This window comes from Microcoleus sp. D3_18_C2 (assembly GCF_036702395.1).
Classification (GTDB): Bacteria; Cyanobacteriota; Cyanobacteriia; order Cyanobacteriales; family Microcoleaceae; genus Microcoleus.
In genome coordinates this window covers 66,541-84,778 of record NZ_JAUBTG010000025.1, presented here as the reverse complement: position 1 = coordinate 84,778, position 18,238 = coordinate 66,541, and the positions used below count along the sequence as shown (strand labels likewise).

Below are 18,238 nucleotides of genomic sequence, written 5' to 3'. Positions count from 1 at the left end.
TGATTTTAGATTTTAGATTTGAGATTTTAGATTGATGGCTGTTTTGGGCCAAGTTGGGTTTAGCGCAATTTTGGCTCTACAGCTTGTTGATTTTAGATTTTAGATTTGAGATTTTAGGCAGTTACGGATAATTTGTAATAGGTAATTCGAGGTTAGAGCGATCGCCCTAGTTGAATCTAGTTTAAGATTGCTATAAGGCCTATAAAAATTTCAATGAAACTTTTAATTAGCAACGACGACGGCATCTTTGCACAAGGCATCCGTAGCCTCGCCAACGCTCTCGCCGCCGCTGGCCACGATGTGAGCGTAGTTTGTCCCGACAGAGAGCGCTCCGCTACCGGCCACGGCCTAACCCTGCACCAACCCATCCGCGCCGAAATTGTCGAATCTATTTTTGAGCCCGCAGTCCAAGCTTGGGCCTGTTCGGGTACTCCCGCCGACTGCGTGAAACTTGCTTTGTGGGCTTTACTTGACAAACCGCCAGATTTTGTCCTTTCCGGTATCAACCACGGGCCCAATTTAGGCACGGATATCATCTGTTCGGGCACGGTTTCGGCAGCAATGGAAGGAATTATGGAAGGTATTCCCAGCATTGCTTTCAGCCTCGCGAGCTTTACTTCGCAGGAATTTGGGCCGGCGGTGGATTTCGCTGTCAGCTTGCTGGCACAGTTGGAAAAACAGCCAATGGCGAAACCGATGCTGTTGAATGTCAACATACCGGCAGTCTCACAAGCAGAAATTACCGGAGTTGCGATCGCCCGTCAAGGCATTCGCCGCTATTTCGACATATTTCAAAAGCGCACCGATCCGCGCGGCAAAACTTATTATTGGCTGGCTGGGGAATTGTTAGAAGATGTAGAAGAAATCGCCGATTCGGCGGTGCCACATGATATTCCTACAGACGTACAAGCTATTCGCGACAACAGAATAACCGTAACTCCTTTGCAATATAATCTCACCTGTGCTCCAGACTTGCACTCGTTGCGGGATTGGCAATTTGCAGGTTTTCCCAAGCAGTGAGCTCCGATCGACCCGATTGGAGCGGTAAACTAGGAATTAAGGAAAAGTGCCTCTCAAGGTCTATACCTTAAGCGTTAACACAGGCTCCCAATTACTTGTTAGTTTTTTTTACTCAAGAAAAACAGTTATGAACGCTCCCACCTATAACACTCATTCTGTCACTTGCCCGATCTGCAACCGTTCCAGCGTCGTAGGCCCCGTCGGGATGGTCAGTGGACTATTCACTTGCCCCCACTGCCATTCTCATATGGTAATTAGCTGGAGCGGTCATTTTGTGCGCGATCCTTTTAGTCTCAAACAACTGACGGTAGGAAAGATGCTCAGGCGCGAGAGCAGACCCTTAGCTCGGATTCAGCGGGACTTTGGGCTGGGTAAGCCTTTGCCGCTGATTGCAATTTTGGGCAGTGTGGTCTTTTTCGGGTGTGTGCTCGCCGCTACGGAACAATCGCTACCCCGACAGAATTCACTTCAAGGATTTTTAGAGTGGGTGAGCGGAACTGGTAATTCCCAAGATATCTCACGTTAACATTTCTTAAAAAAGATTCTGACAGATACTGCGTGCAAATATCTAGTCCTTTAGGTAGAAATCACACTATTTTAGCCATTGCATCCATCTGAAGCTACGGGTAAGCGCTTAGACGCCGTGCCCTTCTTCCTGTGTCCAAAAACGTCAAAACCCCAGTCCGGCAGGGGTTTTAACCCCTGTAGGGAAAGCGCCGTACCCGTAGGTGTCAACTTAACGTGCAACCGATAGTCCGACAGTCCGACAGGGGTTGAAACCCCTGCCTCAAAGCTAAAGTCGTCTGAAGACGACTAATGAGTTTTTCAGTCCTCTTTGATAGGACTTTAGCTATAAGCCCTGTGGAAGATCATTCCCTGGCGAAGAGTGCCGGGTGAGCCGGAGGACTGGCGGACTAAAAGCTTAAGTTGACACGCCTACGGCGCTCGCCGTAGGCGTGTACTCAATTTAGAAACTCAGCAATTTTTCTAACTGCTGCTTCCAAAATTGCTGGCGACTCGACTAAGGCAAATCGCACGTAGCCTTCTCCTGATTTCCCGAAACCGGCACCGGGGGAAGCTGCGACTCCTGTAGTCTGTACTAGCTGAGTGCAAAATTTCACGGAATCTTTGGCCCAAGGTTCCGGCAGTTTCGCCCAGACGTACATGGTGGCGGGGGGTACGGGTACTTGCCAGCCGATGCTCTGTAGCGCGTTTACAAAGGCATCCCGCCGTTTTCTGAAGGTTTCTACGCTGGTTCTGACGGTATCTTGAGGGCCTGTTAATGCGGAGATCGCTCCGTTCAAAATCCCTCGGTATTGGTTGAAGTCCACTGCGGCTTTTACCTGTCGCAGGGCTGCAATTAGTTCGGAATTGCCGATCGCATATCCGACTCGAAAACCTCCCATACTGTAGGATTTGGATAGTGTAAAAAACTCGATCGCCACACTCTTATCTCGATCCGCCTGAAAGATTGACGGTGCCATCAATTTGCGGTTTTCCTCGATCCCAGAGGGCGGGCACGGGGGCACCGCCCCTACGGAATCGTCAAACACCAAATCTACATAAGGGAAATCGTGCACCAAAACCAGCCGATGTTCCCGACAAAAAGCCACGGCTTTCTCAAAAAAAGCAACCGGGGCGATCGCAGTTGTAGGATTGTGAGGATAGCTCAAAACCATCATTTTCGACTCAGCCAGCACTGCTGTCGGAATATCTTCAAATATCGGCAAAAACGCATTTTCTGCTAATATCGGCATCGGATAAATTTGACCACCAGCCAAATGCACACCGCCCGCGTGGGAAGGATAGCCCGGATCGAGCAGCAAAGCAAAATCTCCAGGGTTGAGTACAGCTAAAGGCATATGCGCTGTGCCTTCTTGGGAACCAATTAACGGCAGCACTTCTGTTTCTGGATTGACTGCAATCCCAAATTTTTGCTCGTACCAAATAGCTGCTGCTTCCCGAAAATCTCTTGTGCCGTTAAACAGCAAATAGCCGTGGGTGCTGGTGTCGGACAGAGAATGTGCGATCGCATCTGTAATGTGAGCAGCCGCCGGCAAATCCGAAGAACCCAGAGACAAGTCAATCACATTCTGCCCCGCTGCTCTAGCTTGAGCTTTTGCCCGATCCATATCGGCAAATACATTAAATTGCAGTGGTTCTAAACGTTTAGCAAATTGCATATTTTCTATATTTTTGTGGATTTTTAAGGACTATTTTTATATTAGCTAAATTATTTTTTTTACTAACCGCAGAGAGCGCAGAGGGCGCAGAGCCAGAGAGGAATATTGAGGATACAAGAGAGATATTGAAAAACTATTTGCGATTGCTATAGTTGTAAGTAGGGAGTTGGAAACTCCCGAATTATTTCCAAACTTTATAAGTGAGCGTCCAGCAAACCGATTAAAGTTTGTTTAGTAATGGCTCCCTCGTGGGAAAGCACTACTTCGGCATTTTTAAACAGCCTGAGAGCTGGGACTCCTTCTACTTTATACTGCTTGACAGTATTAGGATTGGGGTCAATTTCCATTTTAACCACTTTCAGCCGATCGCTGTAGTTGGCCGCCACCCAGTCTATCGAAGGCGCGATCAGTTTGCAAGGCCCGCACCAAGTAGCCCAAAAATAGGCAAGCACTGGTTGCTCTGCTTTCAGGACTTCTGTTTCAAATTTTTCGTCGTTAATGACAATTACACTGTTGCTCATGGTTCTGCGATTATTTTTTCTATTTATTTCTAAAGCACCGGCTGGCGTGAAACTTGCACCAACTTAGAAGACAGGCCCAAAAAACTGTTACTAATTTTAAAACATTCTGCGAATTATTGAGTAGAAACTAAGGACTGGGGGCTGATGGCTAATTCTGTATGGCGTTTGATTCCACTGTTGTCGGCGTCTGGTAGCGTGCAGATGGCGATCGACCAATGGCTACTGGAACAGCATCTAGCGGGCAAACATCCGCCAACTCTGCGATTTTACACTTGGCAACCGACGGCGATTTCCTTGGGCTACCACCAGCGCCGATGGCCGGAGTTTTGGCAGCAGTTGTCTTGGGAGGGAATGCCTGTGGATTTGGTGAGGAGGCCCAGCGGCGGGCGCGCCGTGCTGCATCAAGGGGATTTAACTTATGCAGTTGTGGCGTCGGGGTTTGGAAGCAGCCGTATGAAAGCTTATCAGACTATTTGCGAGTTTTTGATTGAGGGTTGGAGGGCGATGGGTTTGGATTTGCACTATGGGGAAGCTGGAAGGGGTTATATTCACAATCCGAATTGTTTTGGTACTGCGACGGGTGCGGATTTAGTTACCGCTGATGGCTGCAAGTTAATTGGTAGCGCGCAATTACGCAGGGGTGATGCTATTTTGCAGCACGGTTCGATGCGTTTGCAGCCGGATGTTTGTTTGTTTTCTCAAGTGTTTGGGGAGCAATTAATTCCTGTGCAATTACCTCTATCTCAAGGGGGAGATGATTTGATGGCCACTGTAATTGATGTTTTGAGTGCGGCGGCTTGTCGCTGTTTTGAAATTGATTTGGAGGTGCAGCCACTTTCGGATCGGGAATGGCAGGATATTTTGGAATTAACAAGTAATCAAGTGTTTCACATTTTTTAACCTGCATATTTGGGGTGGGCTTTCCTGCTACCTTTTGGGAACAGCCAAGATGGCCGTTCCACAAGAGCTTTCTGGGATAACTATTGTGGGTATACCGCCTTTTGGGAACAGCCAAGATGGCCGTTCCACAAGAAAAATTATTTGCTGTAGAATAGCCATCTTGGCTGTTACTGATACAAGTTAAAAACTTGTACAGTTATTTTTATTAAAAGTTTTCCGGGCCGTTGATCCGACGCCAAAAAAGTTAAATTTAAATGCAGTACCGCTTAGGGCTGTGGCGGAATTTGAACGATCGGCTCTTTGGCAATTTCGCCCAATTTCACAGAATCCAGCAAGCTTTCCCAATCAGCCTTGAACGTTGTATCATTAGGCTGATCGCGGCGAGCGGCAGCTAGGGTGCTGAGGGCATCTTGCCAAATCCCATTTTCAGCATAAATAACGGTTTTCTGGCGCGGATCTGCCTGATCTAATTGACGGCGGATATCTTCACTGAGTTCAACTCGCCGTACCGTACCGATTTCTATCTGATCTGCTGATCGGTCTAGAGAGTCGCAAATCACTGTAAAATTCCAAGTGTAACTTTTGCCTACTTCCAAGGGCGGCACATTTTGGTTGGCGGGGATACTAACGCCGATTACCCCTGATAAATTGCTAATTGTGAGCTCCTGTTTATAAATCTCCTTGCCGCTTTCATCTTGTAGGATAAATTCGGCTGATTCGGCCTCTGTTTGAGGCAAGTAGAAAAAGAATGTTGGATAGTCGGAAACCGTCCGTCCGATCTTATTTTTAGGCACTAAGGCTGTGAGACCTAGCTGACTAATGCTCGCGCAGCCACCGCGCACAGGCCGTCTCGGTTGAGTGGGGGGCCAATTATCTATATCTTCAGTAGGCGGAATGAAGCGCGGCCCTCCCGGTATAGGGTTGGGTGGGCGGTCAGGTGTGTTTATTTGGGGCTGTCCCACAACTGCCAATTGAGAAATGTTAAGTGTGGCTATCAATACTATTGAGCCAACTGATATCAGATTGATGATAAACTTAGTAATTGTTTTCACATTAACTCCATGAATTTGTAGGGAGAGATTCTCTCTTTTTATTTCTTTTTCCTTCCCAAAACCCGGTAGACATTAACTTTTTGTTCCCTACCTCTTAAAGGCAAAGCTCCCCAAGATTCTACCTCAAATTTGTCGGCCAAATGCACAAAGGTTTCTTCTGCAATCAATATCCGGCAAGTGTCCTCGTGCCGCTCCTTTTCGCAGCTTTCTAGGCGAGAGGCAATATTTACGCTGTCGCCGATCACTCCATATTCTAAACGGGTTGTGCCTCCCAGACTACCCACCATCACAGGCCCTGTAAAGATGCCTACTCGCATTTTTACGGCCGGTAAACCGCGATGGAGCCAATTTTGATTCATTTCTGGCAAGCGCGAACTTATAGCTAAAGCGGAAGATACGGCAAGGCGAGCATCTTCTGCAATTTCTTCTGCTGTGGTGCGGGGAATGGGTACGCCAAATACTGCCAGCATTCCATCTCCGGTAAATTTATTAATCACGCCTTGATGTGCTTGGACTTCTTGGGCCATTGCTGATAAATACTCATTTAACCAACTCATTACCACTTCTGGCGCGAGTTTTTCGGAGATTGTACTAAAACCCTGCACGTCGGTGAGGACGATCGTAGCAGTAACTTTTTGACCGGGCAATAACCCTGATTCGAGCAGATGGACGCGCTCTTTCCACAAGGCATTTGCGATCGCGGGTGAAGTTTGTTGTCCTAATAATTTCATCACAATCCCTTGCTGTTGTCTCGACTGCTCGTATTTATAGGTAACTGCGACTCCTGCGGTGATTAAAAGGGCAAGGGCTGGAGCAATTAGAGGTATCCACCCCTGTTGTAGGAAGAGGAAAAAGGTGAATCCGAATAATGAGCCGCAAGCTACGATCGCGATCGCGATCAAATTCAGCGCTTTTTCTAGCCGCCAAGCTAAACAGCCACCCACTGCACTCCAAACCACAATCCAGAGGATTTCTTGCCATTCATCCCAATACCAAAATAGCCCTTGGCCGTCTAAAACTGCACTGAGAATTTGGCTGGTGGCCGTTGCGTGAATTAATACCCCAGGCGTCGGGATATTACCGTTTTTAGTAGCGCTGTAAGGGGTAGAAAAAATATCTTTTACTGTTGGGGCTGTCACCCCGATTAAGACTATTTTATCTTTTACCAAGTTGGGGTCTACTTTGCCCTCCAAAACTTGAGTTATGGTCACGGTTTCTGCTATCTTTTTAGGAGAGCGGTAAGTGAGCAATATTTGATAGCCTTGGGCAGGAATGTTTTGATAACCTCCTGAGTTGGATCGCAACTTTGAAAATACTGTTTTATCTACTAAGAATTCATTGTTTTCTGTAGCTTTATATTCTATATTTTTGCTATCAAAATATGCAAAAGCTAGCCTGGAGGGAAATGAATAAAACGTGTTTTTACCATCGCCAATAGACATCACATTACGACGCACTATACCATCTGGATCGAGATACAAATCGTTAAATCCTACCCGCTTGTCTGGTATGTTGGGAGGTGGCTGGACTCGATCGTACTTTAAGGAGCCGATGAAGGTAATGGGAAAGACTTTGGGGTTTTTCAGTTGAGTGGCTAATTCTGCATTTCCCGGTTCGTAGGGAATATCACGAATTATATCGAGACCAATAGCTGTGGGTTCCAAACGCGCTATTTCGCCGATCGCTTTTGCTAAAACGCGATCGGAAATTGGCCATCTGTTTAAAGCACTAATGTCCCGATCGGTGATTTCAACTATCAGCAACCTGGGGTCAGGGCCGCGATCTTGCCCCAACTGCACCATGAGGTCGTAAGCATTTAATTCTAGTGGCTGCAACCCGCCTAAATGCCTCACTCCCAATAGAGTTCCGGTCACGACAATCCAGATGATAGCAACAGGTTGCAAGTCAGCGTTGGGGAATAAATAAGTTAAATTTTTCCCAAGTCCCTCCGCAAATTTATGATAAATTCTCTTAAAGAATTGGGGCATAAAATTTAGTGTTTCAACCCTGAGTCACAAAGTATGCTACATCTTAACCGATCGCTGATGCCCCTTACTGATGCCAAATTTTTAGTTTTCTTGTGCAGTTTTGGCGATCGCACTTAATTGCAATCCCTGCGGATAGCTGTTTTCTTCTTTGCTGCGCTTGATGTCGGCCATTGAAATCTGTGGTTTGAGGTATTTTGCTAAAACTTTAACCACGTCGCCCCGATCGAGCGTCCCCACTACTGAACCAATCGGCGAGAGGACGATGATTCGGGGGAGTTGACGGGCTTCCATGCTGTTAATTACTTCTGCAAGGGAGGCTTTTTCGGAGACTGTGGGGGTTTTTCCCAGGGGTTTCAAAATGTTGTGCAAAGTCTGAATTTGCCATTGACTGCGTTCTGTGAAGCGAATATCGTCGATCGACACTAAGCCCAAATCCCGGCCGTTGGTCGCAGCAATATAAAATGGAAACGGATTGACTTCTAACAAATATCGATCGGCAAATTCTCGCAGAGTCAAATCTGCATCTACAACTCGAAACTCGCGACTCATCGCATCGCTGGCTTTAATTTTGAGCAGGGCTTCTTGCAGCGAAGTAACTTGGCTATAAGCAGTGGCATTGCGAATGCCAAACCAGCCAATCAGTGCAATCCACAAGCCGCCGTACTCCCGCGCTAAAAAGCATAAACTCAGACCCAAAGCAACAGCCAGCCAACCTAAAACTTGTCCTGTTTTTGCCGCCCAGCGAACGCCGGCAAATCGAGATCCGGTGATTTTCCAAATTGCTGCTTTTAAAACTTGTCCTCCATCCAAAGGCAGACCGGGAATTAAGTTAAATAATCCCAAAACGAGATTGATTAGTGCTACCCTTTCGGTGACAATTGCTAGCAAACTTTGCGGGGGAAGAACTTGAGAACCCAAACCGAGGATTAAAAACAGCGCAAAGCTGACTAGAGGGCCGGCAATGGCTACTTGAAAAGCTTGACCGGGAGTTTTGGATTCCGAGTCGATCGAAGCTACTCCGCCAAATAAGAATAAGGTAATAGAATTAACTTTAATGCCTTGCGATATCGCCGCCAAGCTGTGTCCGAGTTCGTGCAAGAGCACGGAAGCAAACAGTAGCAGAGCTATTGCTAACCCCGCACTCCAGGAGAGCGCAGGCCCCCACAGGCGGTAACTGCTGGCGTATTCGCGGGTTGCTAAGGCTAAAATTATAAACCACGAATAATCTATAACTAGGGGGATGCCAAATAAAGAGCCGATTCGCCAACCTGTCTGCATGAATTTTCCTGGGAAAGGAGAGCAAGAAAGAGTTTCTATTATATCTTTTCTCACCCCTTGCCTTTGCCTTTCCCCTGATTTTTACAGAACTCCGGCGTTACCCAAGCCCAAGATTACTCCGGCTCCGAGCAAGTGGCCGAAGCTGGCTGTTGCCAGCAATTCTGGTACGCCGAAGCCTTTGAACATTCCAGGGAGTGCCACGGGTAAAGCTGGGCCCTTGCCTCGGTTTTGCTTGGAGATGCCGTAGTAGCCGATCGTGATCGCCAGCAAATTGCATAAAATCATTGTCAGTCCTACCAGTGGCGACCACTCCGGTGTTGAGGGAGCGGTAGATTGTACGGCTAACAGCAAAGATGAGGTGATCATGTTCTTATTTCCTGATTTCACAGATAAATTGATTTCCCAGATTATAAAAAGCGGTTTGCATTAAACTAAGATTTGTTTTAATAGTTAACAATTCGTTTATATTTTGATACAAATTCGGAACGGAGGAATCGGAGTGCGGGTTAAAATTTGCGGAATCACTAAATTAGACCAAGGAATTGCGATCGCCCGCTTGGGAGCCCAGGCTTTGGGGTTTATCTGTGTGCCGGCTTCCCCCCGCTATGTCAGCCCAGAAACAATTCGCCTGATTGTCGAGCAATTGCCGGAAAATGTCGATCGCATCGGCGTTTTTGCCAACACCACAATAGAAAATATCTGTCAAGTAGCGGCAGAGTCAAATTTAAGCGGGGTGCAGTTGCATGGAGATGAAACAGCGGAATATTGCGATCGACTGCGGGAGTTTTTGCCGGGAATTGAAATTATTAAAGCCCTGAGAGTTAAGACTCCTGAAACTTTAGCCACCGCTGCTGTTTATGCTGTTCGTGTCGATACTTTACTGCTGGATGCTTACCATCCAGGGCAATTGGGCGGTACTGGTAAAACGATCGACTGGATGATGTTATCAGAGTTTAGACCGCCGTGTCCTTGGCTGCTGGCGGGCGGTTTAACACCCGATAATATTTTAAATGCAATTGATAGCGCGATCGGCAATAACTTCAGCGGTGTTGACCTTTCTAGCGGCGTAGAAATAGCGCCGGGAGATAAAGATTTGACCAAAGTTGCTCAGTTGTTTGCTAATTTAAGTCAACTTGCTAATCATTGATACAGCATATTTCATGTAAATGTAGAACGCGAGAAACCGGGTTTCTTAAACAGTATCACTAATGATACGAGAACTGTAAAGAAACCCGGTTTCTGGGGTGTAGTTCATAAACCTGGAATACGCTGTAAATTGGCAATACCAAATTCGCGCTTTTTATGCGATTCATTCTTTAGTCTGCGCGAGCGAAGCCTGCCTTATACAAGGCAGAACTCGTTTCTACAGTAGCAATTTCAACCGCAGTCTATGCCGTTTAGGATCGCGAATTAAATAACTTACAATTTTAATTGTTATTGTGGGATGGGCGGGACGCCCGTCCTTTTTGGACGGGCGTCCCGCCCATCCCACTTTCAAGAGTGGAAGTTATTTAATTCTCATTCCTTATTCTTTTATCGCCGGATCTCAAAAGTACGCGCGGCGGAGCTATCGCCAAGGGAATCGCCCTCCGGGTCTTCGTATTCCAAAACCAACTCGCTCACCCTAGCACCGCTGGGGCCGCCTCGGCACCAACTAATCATTTGTTCAACAGCTTTTTTGGAGCCTTCAAAGACAGCTTCGACGCGCCCGTCGGGGAGATTTCTTACCCAGCCGCCCAGGCCGAAATACTTTGCTTGATTCTTCGTTGAATATCGGTATCCTACTCCTTGAACTAATCCCGAAACAAAAACGCGGACTCTGACGGGCGGCAATGATTGGTTTTGCATAATAAACGGCTCAACTTACTGCTAACATCTGTTTGAAAATTTTAAGGATCGGTTTGATTATGTTAAATTTTAGCGCGATGGTGCTGCCGGGATTCCTGATACGCCGCGTCACCCTGGCTTTTTCAACTATTCCCGATGTCACTGATTGGCTGGTTGCAGCTATGCTCGCGCTGGTTTACACTTCGATCGCTCTTTCCATTGGTTTTTGGTCAGGATTTCTAAAAGTAGACGTGCAAACCTCTCGGCGTACAATTGTGGGAGTGCTCGTTGGCTGTTTGTTAAGTCCGGGCATCACCGAGGAGTTATTGTTCCGGGTGTTAATGCTGCCGCACCCGTTTGAGAAGGCTTCTGGGTTAATGCTGTGGTTTTGGGGATGTGCGAGTTTGGCGGTTTTTGTAGTTTACCACCCGCTGAACGCGCTGACTTTTTACCCGGTTGGTCGATCGACCTTTATGAATCCAGTATTTTTGCTACTGGCGGCAATTTTGGGAGTTGCGTGCTCCCTCGCATACCTGCAAAGCGGTTCTATCTGGCCTGCGGTGGCGCTTCACTGGCTCGCAGTGACAGCCTGGCTGTTGCTACTGGGCGGTTACAGGAGGCTATATGGTTAAATGTAAAAAGTCCAGCATCACTATTTTGTCGGGAGGATCTCAGTTGTGGGTATCATCGGAGCGATCGTAGGTTTTTTGGCAGGGGTAGCAGTTGCTTACTGGTTAGTGGAAAAGCGCTTAAAGAAGCAAAAGCAAGAATACTTGCAGCAAACTCGCAGAATTACTGAGGAAATAGAATTAGCTCAGATGTCTCGGGTGCAACAAGCTGTAGAATCTCAGAAAGGAGAACGGGAAAATCAGCTTAGAAAAGCTACTATCGAACACGAAAATTTACTCAGACAAGTTACTACCCAATACGAAAACCAGCTCAAACAAGTTGCGGCTCAATATGAAAATCAGCTCCAACAAGTTTTGGCAGAACGCGACAGTCAGCTCCAACAAGTTTTGGCCGAACGCGAGAGTCAGGTCCAACCACTTGCCAGCGTAGACGAGTACGAGCTGCGACGACAAATCAGCGAGGAATTAGAAGCCGCTAACAATGCTAGGATGCAGCAAAATATCCAATCTTTGCAAGCCGAACACGAACATCACTTACTCAGAGTTGCTGACGAATTGCATCTAAATTATCAAGCTCAGATGGAGCAACATTTGCAAAACTTGCAAAATGAACACGAAATTCGCTTGAGGCAAACTGCCGAGGAATATGAGAACCGCGAGGTTGAGCTGCAGTTAAATATGGAGGCTTTGCAAGAGCAATACGAGAGTCAGTTGCAAGCGGCTCACGAGCAGTTGAGAGCTCACGAAGCTCAGATGCAAGCTACTATCAGGTCTTTGCAAGAGCAGTACGAGAGTAATGTACAACAAGAAGTCCCGGAGCAGCAGTTTAGTCAGTTAAATTCAACAGAATTTGCCGAAGGTGTATCACAAGAAGAAGTTTGGCAGGAACTGTCAAGTGAGTTAAATCAAACAGAAGTTGAAGAAGAGTTAAATTACACAGGTTTTTCAGAACCACAACCCATTGATTTACATCAACCCGAAGTCGAACAACAGCTTCCAATTACCAGACAAGCACCAAGCTATTCCCTACCGCAGTTGATGGGATGTGTTCAAAGTCAGGACAAAGAAACCCGGAAGTTTGCAGCGTCTGCTTTAGGTAAAATGGCTGCTGCTAATGCTCTGAGATCCGAAGGTCAGCGAGCAATAGAAACCTTGGGAAAATTAGCTCAAGATATTCACCCGGAGGTGCGCGAAGCTGCTGTGGAAGCACTAGCAATGATTAAGTCGGAAAAAGTGATTCCGCTGCTACAAAAAGCTTTGCGAGATATAGATAGCGGTGTGGCTAAATCGGCAAGTGCTGCGCTCAATAAGTTTAAGTTTTATCCGCGCACTCCGGCGGCTAAGCCGAAAACTGTTGATGTAAAGAAACCAAAGCGTTAAGCATTTACGAGCATAAATATAGCAATTGTAAATTGCTTACAACCCAGTAGGGAACCCACATTGTGGTGTCCTTACCGAGGTGCTATATTTCACTCCATTTCAATTACTACCACAAACTGTGGAGGTTGGGTTGACGAAAGAAATCAAACTCAATTATTCGATCGACAACTCGCCCAATTTTTAGCAGACATAGCAGACACCCCGCTGTTTAAAACCGTAGGCTGAAACCTTTTTTAGCAACTGGCGATTGAAATCGCTTCTTGTATCTTCACGCATCCTGTAGGGGCGGGTTTTACCAATCATCTATGCCAGAAACCAACAATATAATAAACCCGCCCCCACTTGGGCGGCAAATCCGAATCTACATTTTTTGGATTCGCTCGAATATCAGGTTAATCTGGGTTATCGGTGGTGTGGGGGCGGGTTTACAAGATTGTTTGCGGTTATCAAATATTGTTGGTAAAACCCGCCCCTACAGTTAACTCGCGACTGATGACTAATTTAAAATCGCTGCTTTGTACCGAGTATAAGTTTGAGGTCGCCGGAGTCGCTAACAGCCATATCTAAGCGAATTAATCCAAAGGACGATCGCACCCTCACACCCAGCCCAACACCCGCCCCAGTCCCCGGTTTGTCCCTGACTACGGCCGGTTTTCCCAGTACACTATCTCCCGTTCCCAAATCCGACGCAAAATCAGCAAATATCACGCCGCCAACATCCCTCCCGACAGGAAACCGATATTCACCCGAAGCTAAAAAATAACTCCTGCCACTGCCAATATCCCCGCTATCGTAACCCCGCACAGAATTGCGACCGCCGAGGCGAAAAGCTTCCGTTGGTGGCAAATCCCCGATTACCGTGCCCGCTTGCAAGTTAAAAGCCAGCATTTCGGGCAAGGCTTCGGACTCGCTGATGCCGAGCAAAGTTACTGGTACATAATGTATATAATTTGCTAACAGCCTGTTACTCACAATGTTACCTCGTCCCAGAGGTATCGACTGCTCGGTGCTGAGGCTCAGAATCGAGCCGCTGGTGGGGTTGAAGGGATTGTCCCGCCGATCGAGCATCGCACCAAAAGAAACAGTGTATAACTCGTCAACGCCGCTGCCACTGAATGTGAGAGGATTGCCGAGTTCGTCGCGACGGGCGATATTTAAGTTGCGATCGCGCGTACTGATGTTTGTATAATTCAGTCCCAAAGTCGATTGCCAATCGCCCAAAGGTCTGGTAAACCTGAGATTTCCCCCCATCCGAATTTCCCGAACTCGGTTCCCGTTGGGCAAATCAATATCTTTGTTGAAAATTTCCGATATTCTGCGATCGCCAAAAGCTCTCACACTGTATCCCAAACGGTCTTCGGCGGCAACGTAAGGGCTGACAAACTGGACATCGTACTGGATACCTCGGAGGCTGGGTTCAAGTTCCACCGCTAGCCGCTGGGGGTTGGTGCCGAAAGTTCGATCGGTATAGGAAAGAGGAACAGCAACGCCAACATCATCACTAAGACTGGCACTCACGCTAAAAGAGCGAGCCGATCGCTCTTGAACGTTGTAAATTACATTAACATCCGTGCCAACTTCTTCGATCGAAACCGTAACTTTCTCAAACAATCCCAATTGCTGCAACTGCTGTAAATCCGATCGTACAACTTCCCGGCTGTAGTTATCCCCCGCCTTGAGTTTGAGCTCACCTCGGATAAAATCTTCCGAAATTCTGCCCTCAATTCGATTCCCTTTTCTATCAACAGCTTCGCCTCTGGAATTGACAAAGCGAATTTTCACCTCAGCAACGTAAACGCCTTCAGCATTGCCCGCTTGACTGATTTGTAGAGTACCGCCTAGCTGTCTGGCGTTGCTGTTTACTGCTTCGGGGATTTCAGCGTTGGTCGCGATCGTCGCCGGAGTTTTTAACAGAGATGTAAAATCTTTATTGTGGTTGGACTTGAGTGAGGGCGATTCCCTAGGGGATAGCTGCGCCCCGCGTACTTCAGCCAACATTCCTGTGCCACCAAACAATTCATCTCTTGTGGAACGGGCATCTTGCCCGTTCTGGACAGATGCTGCACCGTTCTTGACAGATGCTGCACCATTTTCAATCAGCTTTTGATGAACAGGCAAGATGCCTGTTCCACAAAACAATTCATCTCTTGTGGACCGGGCATCTTGCCCGTTCTGGAGAATGGTGCCAGATGTGAGACTCACCTCATCCTCCTCCCTCTGTGCTCTTGTGGGACAGGCGTCTCGCCTGTCAATTTCTGCGGTTCCCTCTCTAAACTGGGCCTCAGTCGGTGCGGCACTCGGATCGATCGCCCCGGCTGCCAATTCGCCGCCAGCCAGCCCAGCCAAAGTCAAAAATGCAATAATCGGAATTCGCATAGACATTAAATTTAAAGCATACCCAACGCATATTACCCAAAACCTGGCCCCCTGCATAATTAGCCGAAAAGAAACCCGGTATTGTTGAGGCTACCGGGTTTCTGGGATGCTGAAATGTCGGAAAGTTCGACCGCGGGCGATCGTAAATTGGGGAAACCGAAAATTTGTTTAAATAGCTTGTCGAGAAACACGTTTCTCAAAATGAGCCTGAGTCTGCTGCAACAGTTGTTCGCGACTATCCTTAGCGGTGGTAATGGTAGGGAGCAAGTTGCGAGCTTGTAAAGTCATGTGAAGCTGTAGGTGTGCTACGTACTCACTGACATCTTCGCGAAGAGAGCAAGCCGGGTACTGTCTTAAAGTAGAGTTCAAAGTGTTCTCCTGCTTTGGGTTTGTAGTATTTTCTAATAATCATAGACAATATCATGGTCTATTTCTAACTGTGTACTCCGTAATGAAGTTTAACCTTTGGACTGCTTTTTTGTTACAATCCTTTACAAAGATTCCTGACCGATCGGGAGTCGATCGCCATGCAGTCTCAAGCACCTGTAGAACAAGCGCACACATTAAGTACATTTGTCAATAGCAGCAGCCAAACAGCCACCTACCTCGACATCGGGTGCGGCAGACTCTTATTGATGCTGCAGAGTGTCTTAGGAGAAAAGACTTGCTGGCTGCCATTAATTGAGTTACTGCAATCTCAGTTTCGGTGCATTAGTTTAGATATGTTGGGTTTTGGAGAATCCAGCAAACCAGAAATCCGCTACGACGTAGCTGTAGAAGTTGCTTTTGTGCGGCAAGTTGTAGAACAACTAAATATCGAACCTTGCTGCATCATCGGACATTCTTTTGGCGGTTGGGTAGCATCTGCATATTCCCTCAAATATCCTAATTCTGTGAGCAGTTTAGTGTTAGCAGCACCAGCCGGAATTCGGGACGACAGTTTTTGCGGTGAATACGATGCTTTGCGGCCGCTATTGTGGGAAACTCCAGTTGTTGATTGGGCATTGCAGTTGGCAAAACCTTTTGCGAGTTTAGCGGGAAAAAGTGAGAAATTGCAGCAAATTTCGGGGTGGCGCAGGGAGTTGATATCTCAACCAGTAGCAAGGTCATTGTTAATGAGTCGGATGCAGCCAGAAGATGCAGTTGATACAGTAGAAAAAGAAATTCACAAATTGCAAATTCCTACCTTAGTTATCGCAGCAGATAGTGACGAAACAATTCCTCTATGGCACTGTGAAACCTAGGCTAACAAGATACCGGGGGCAGAGTTAGCAATTATTCCCAATGCCACTCACGGGTTGCCGCAAACTCAAGCTCCAATTATGGCGAAGTTGACTTGTGAATTTTTGAATAATTAAGAAAAACTGTGCAAGAAGCCGAATCATAAAAATTGTGATAAGCCACAAATGGAAAATAATTGTGTTTTAGTATACTACTTTATTAGGAAATACAGAATATATTGATTAGTGTATTATACAATTTTTTTTATGGCTCTTAAATCTTGTGTCAGCAGGAGCTACAGACATTTAGTGGAGTCGGGGGTATTACCAATGGCAGCACTGAGCAACTACTTTAATCTGGAAGAAATTACGACAGCCAGAAAAATTAGTGCTGCGGTAATTAACATCAGCGGCCGCCAGCGAATGCTTTCCCAACGAACGGCTTTTTTTTGCATGAGGTTAGTTGGCTCTCAGAATGGCGTAGAAAGAGCCAAGCTGCGGGGGAATTTGTTAGAGGCGATCGAGCTTATGGAAAAATCCCACCGCGACTTAATTAATACTAGCAGCAGCCTCAACTTATTGAGTCCCCCTTCAGCCACCGTCAAGGCCATGTATTTTGAGCCACCACTGTATTTAGACAAACAAGTACGCGCATATATCGATCGAATAAAAGCCTTGGTGCAAGTTCCTGATGCCGAACTCAGGCTGGAAAATCCCCACCTGCTGTACATTGTCGAAGCAGCGGGCGGCGACTTGCTAGAAGCTTTCGATGCCGTAGTGAGTCAATACCAGCAAGAAAGCGAAATCGAACAATTTGAAATCGACCTTAAACAGGTAGAACTTTATCAAGAAAGTTGTGCTGCTACCTCGAAAGCGGAAGCTCAAGCAGCCCAGCTCGATCGCGCACTTTGCGAACTAAAACAAACTCAAGCTCAACTCCTCCACAGCGAAAAAATGTCTTCGCTGGGGGCGCTAATGGCTAGTATCGTCCACGAAATTAATAACCCAGTTAGTTTTATTTACGGCAACTTGAGCCATGCGGAAATTTATACTCAAGATTTGCTACACCTGCTGCGCCTCTATCGAGAATACTGTCCAAATCCCTGTCCCGAAATCACAGCTAAAATCGCAGAGATAGATCTTGATTTTCTAGTTGAAGACTTGCCTAAAGTTATGTCTTCCATGCAAATGGGTTCCAATCGCATTCGCGAAATTGTCAAATCTATGGGCAATTTTTCGCGAACCGATAACACTAACATGACCATGTGCGACTTGCACGACAGCATTGACAGCACCGTGTTAATTTTGCGAAACCGTCTCAATTCTCAAATAGATCGTCGCGACATTCAAGTAATTAAAAAATATGGAAAGTTGCCTCCTGTAGAGTGTTATTCAGGACAGCTAAATCAAGTATTTATGAATCTAATTACCAACGCGATCGATGCTTTGGACGAGGTAGCACAAAATCAGCCCAATGCTGCGCTAAAAATTTTTATCAGCACAGAATTAGCTGGCCCCGATCGCGTGAGAGTGCGGATTGCTGACACGGGAACCGGAATGACACCACAGATAAAAGAGCGAATGTTCGAGCAGTTTTTCACCACCAAGGAAATCGGTAAAGGTACCGGTTTAGGATTGTCTATTGTCTACAAAATCTTAGTAGAGAATCACCGAGGCTCGCTTCGGTGCGAGTCGGAACCCTGCAAGGGAACCGAGTTTATCATGGAACTGCCGATCCAGCAAACTTAAGCAATTTACTAATCCTCGAAATTTATCTATTTTAACTATGTGTGGCACGGGCGTCCCGCCTGTGTTAACTGTGGCACGGGCGTCCCGCCTGTGTTAACTGTGGCACGGGCGTCCC

17 protein-coding genes are annotated in these 18,238 nt (G+C 46.8%); 8 read left to right on the top strand and 9 right to left on the bottom strand.

Translation table 11 applies throughout. The annotated features are described in order from the left end of the window. Nucleotides 1-213 precede the first annotated feature (213 nt). Both surE and QUA88_RS16680 read left to right on the top strand, forming a co-directional pair. A complete protein-coding gene (surE, locus tag QUA88_RS16685; RefSeq protein ID WP_333052936.1) occupies nt 214-1,020 on the top strand; it encodes a 5'/3'-nucleotidase SurE in 807 nt (268 codons plus the stop codon). A gap of 127 nt (nt 1,021-1,147) precedes the next feature. Further along, a complete protein-coding gene (locus QUA88_RS16680) occupies nt 1,148-1,546 on the top strand; it encodes a hypothetical protein (RefSeq protein WP_333052937.1) in 399 nt (132 codons plus the stop codon). A 436-nt stretch (nt 1,547-1,982) separates the two neighbouring features. Here the strand turns inward: QUA88_RS16680 and QUA88_RS16675 are convergent, their stop codons facing one another. Both QUA88_RS16675 and QUA88_RS16670 read right to left on the bottom strand, forming a co-directional pair. Continuing rightward, on the bottom strand, nt 1,983-3,203 hold the full coding sequence (locus QUA88_RS16675) for an LL-diaminopimelate aminotransferase (RefSeq protein WP_333272714.1): 1,221 nt from the start codon (nt 3,201-3,203) through the stop codon (nt 1,983-1,985). Nucleotides 3,204-3,397: 194 nt separating this feature from the next. After that, nucleotides 3,398-3,724: a thioredoxin domain-containing protein gene (locus QUA88_RS16670; protein ID WP_333052940.1), complete on the bottom strand. Its 327-nt coding sequence runs from the start codon at nt 3,722-3,724 to the stop codon at nt 3,398-3,400. A gap of 144 nt (nt 3,725-3,868) precedes the next feature. Between QUA88_RS16670 and QUA88_RS16665 the strand changes: the two genes are divergently transcribed. After that, entirely contained in the window at nt 3,869-4,624 is a 756-nt protein-coding gene (locus tag QUA88_RS16665; RefSeq protein WP_333052941.1) for a biotin/lipoate A/B protein ligase family protein, read from the top strand. 266 nt (nt 4,625-4,890) lie between these two features. Here QUA88_RS16665 and QUA88_RS16660 read toward each other — a convergent pair whose 3' ends face one another. The 4 genes from QUA88_RS16660 to psaK form a co-directional block, all read right to left on the bottom strand. Beyond that, nucleotides 4,891-5,676 (bottom strand): DUF928 domain-containing protein, encoded by a 786-nt coding sequence (locus tag QUA88_RS16660; RefSeq protein WP_333272711.1) that lies wholly within the window; start codon nt 5,674-5,676, stop codon nt 4,891-4,893. Nucleotides 5,677-5,714: 38 nt separating this feature from the next. Next, complete coding sequence (locus QUA88_RS16655) at nt 5,715-7,664, bottom strand: adenylate/guanylate cyclase domain-containing protein (protein WP_333272708.1); 1,950 nt, start codon at nt 7,662-7,664, stop codon at nt 5,715-5,717. An 81-nt stretch (nt 7,665-7,745) separates the two neighbouring features. Continuing rightward, entirely contained in the window at nt 7,746-8,942 is a 1,197-nt protein-coding gene (locus QUA88_RS16650) for a site-2 protease family protein (RefSeq protein WP_333211032.1), read from the bottom strand. A gap of 81 nt (nt 8,943-9,023) precedes the next feature. Continuing rightward, nucleotides 9,024-9,308, bottom strand: a complete 285-nt coding sequence (gene psaK / locus QUA88_RS16645; protein WP_333040629.1) for a photosystem I reaction center subunit PsaK — start codon at nt 9,306-9,308, stop codon at nt 9,024-9,026. A gap of 133 nt (nt 9,309-9,441) precedes the next feature. Between psaK and QUA88_RS16640 the strand changes: the two genes are divergently transcribed. Beyond that, a complete protein-coding gene (locus tag QUA88_RS16640) occupies nt 9,442-10,089 on the top strand; it encodes a phosphoribosylanthranilate isomerase (protein WP_333052948.1) in 648 nt (215 codons plus the stop codon). Nucleotides 10,090-10,475: 386 nt separating this feature from the next. Here QUA88_RS16640 and QUA88_RS16635 read toward each other — a convergent pair whose 3' ends face one another. Beyond that, nucleotides 10,476-10,790 carry an acylphosphatase gene (locus tag QUA88_RS16635; protein ID WP_333052949.1) on the bottom strand — a complete coding sequence of 105 codons (315 nt, stop codon included), beginning with the start codon at nt 10,788-10,790 and terminating at the stop codon, nt 10,476-10,478. Between the two features lie 59 nt (nt 10,791-10,849). Between QUA88_RS16635 and QUA88_RS16630 the strand changes: the two genes are divergently transcribed. Both QUA88_RS16630 and QUA88_RS16625 read left to right on the top strand, forming a co-directional pair. After that, nucleotides 10,850-11,401, top strand: a complete 552-nt coding sequence (locus tag QUA88_RS16630; RefSeq protein ID WP_333052950.1) for a CPBP family glutamic-type intramembrane protease — start codon at nt 10,850-10,852, stop codon at nt 11,399-11,401. A gap of 45 nt (nt 11,402-11,446) precedes the next feature. Next, complete coding sequence (locus QUA88_RS16625; RefSeq protein ID WP_333052951.1) at nt 11,447-12,778, top strand: HEAT repeat domain-containing protein; 1,332 nt, start codon at nt 11,447-11,449, stop codon at nt 12,776-12,778. A gap of 501 nt (nt 12,779-13,279) precedes the next feature. On the opposite strand, the gene QUA88_RS16620 is transcribed toward QUA88_RS16625, so the two are convergent. Both QUA88_RS16620 and QUA88_RS16615 read right to left on the bottom strand, forming a co-directional pair. After that, nucleotides 13,280-15,211, bottom strand: coding sequence for a BamA/TamA family outer membrane protein (locus QUA88_RS16620; RefSeq protein ID WP_445243071.1), 1,932 nt, complete (start codon nt 15,209-15,211; stop codon nt 13,280-13,282). 111 nt (nt 15,212-15,322) lie between these two features. Beyond that, complete coding sequence (locus tag QUA88_RS16615; protein ID WP_333052954.1) at nt 15,323-15,523, bottom strand: hypothetical protein; 201 nt, start codon at nt 15,521-15,523, stop codon at nt 15,323-15,325. A 158-nt stretch (nt 15,524-15,681) separates the two neighbouring features. Between QUA88_RS16615 and QUA88_RS16610 the strand changes: the two genes are divergently transcribed. After that, nucleotides 15,682-16,398, top strand: coding sequence for an alpha/beta hydrolase (locus tag QUA88_RS16610; RefSeq protein WP_333233978.1), 717 nt, complete (start codon nt 15,682-15,684; stop codon nt 16,396-16,398). Between the two features lie 243 nt (nt 16,399-16,641). Further along, entirely contained in the window at nt 16,642-18,123 is a 1,482-nt protein-coding gene (locus QUA88_RS16605; protein ID WP_333052956.1) for an ATP-binding protein, read from the top strand. Nucleotides 18,124-18,238 lie beyond the last annotated feature (115 nt).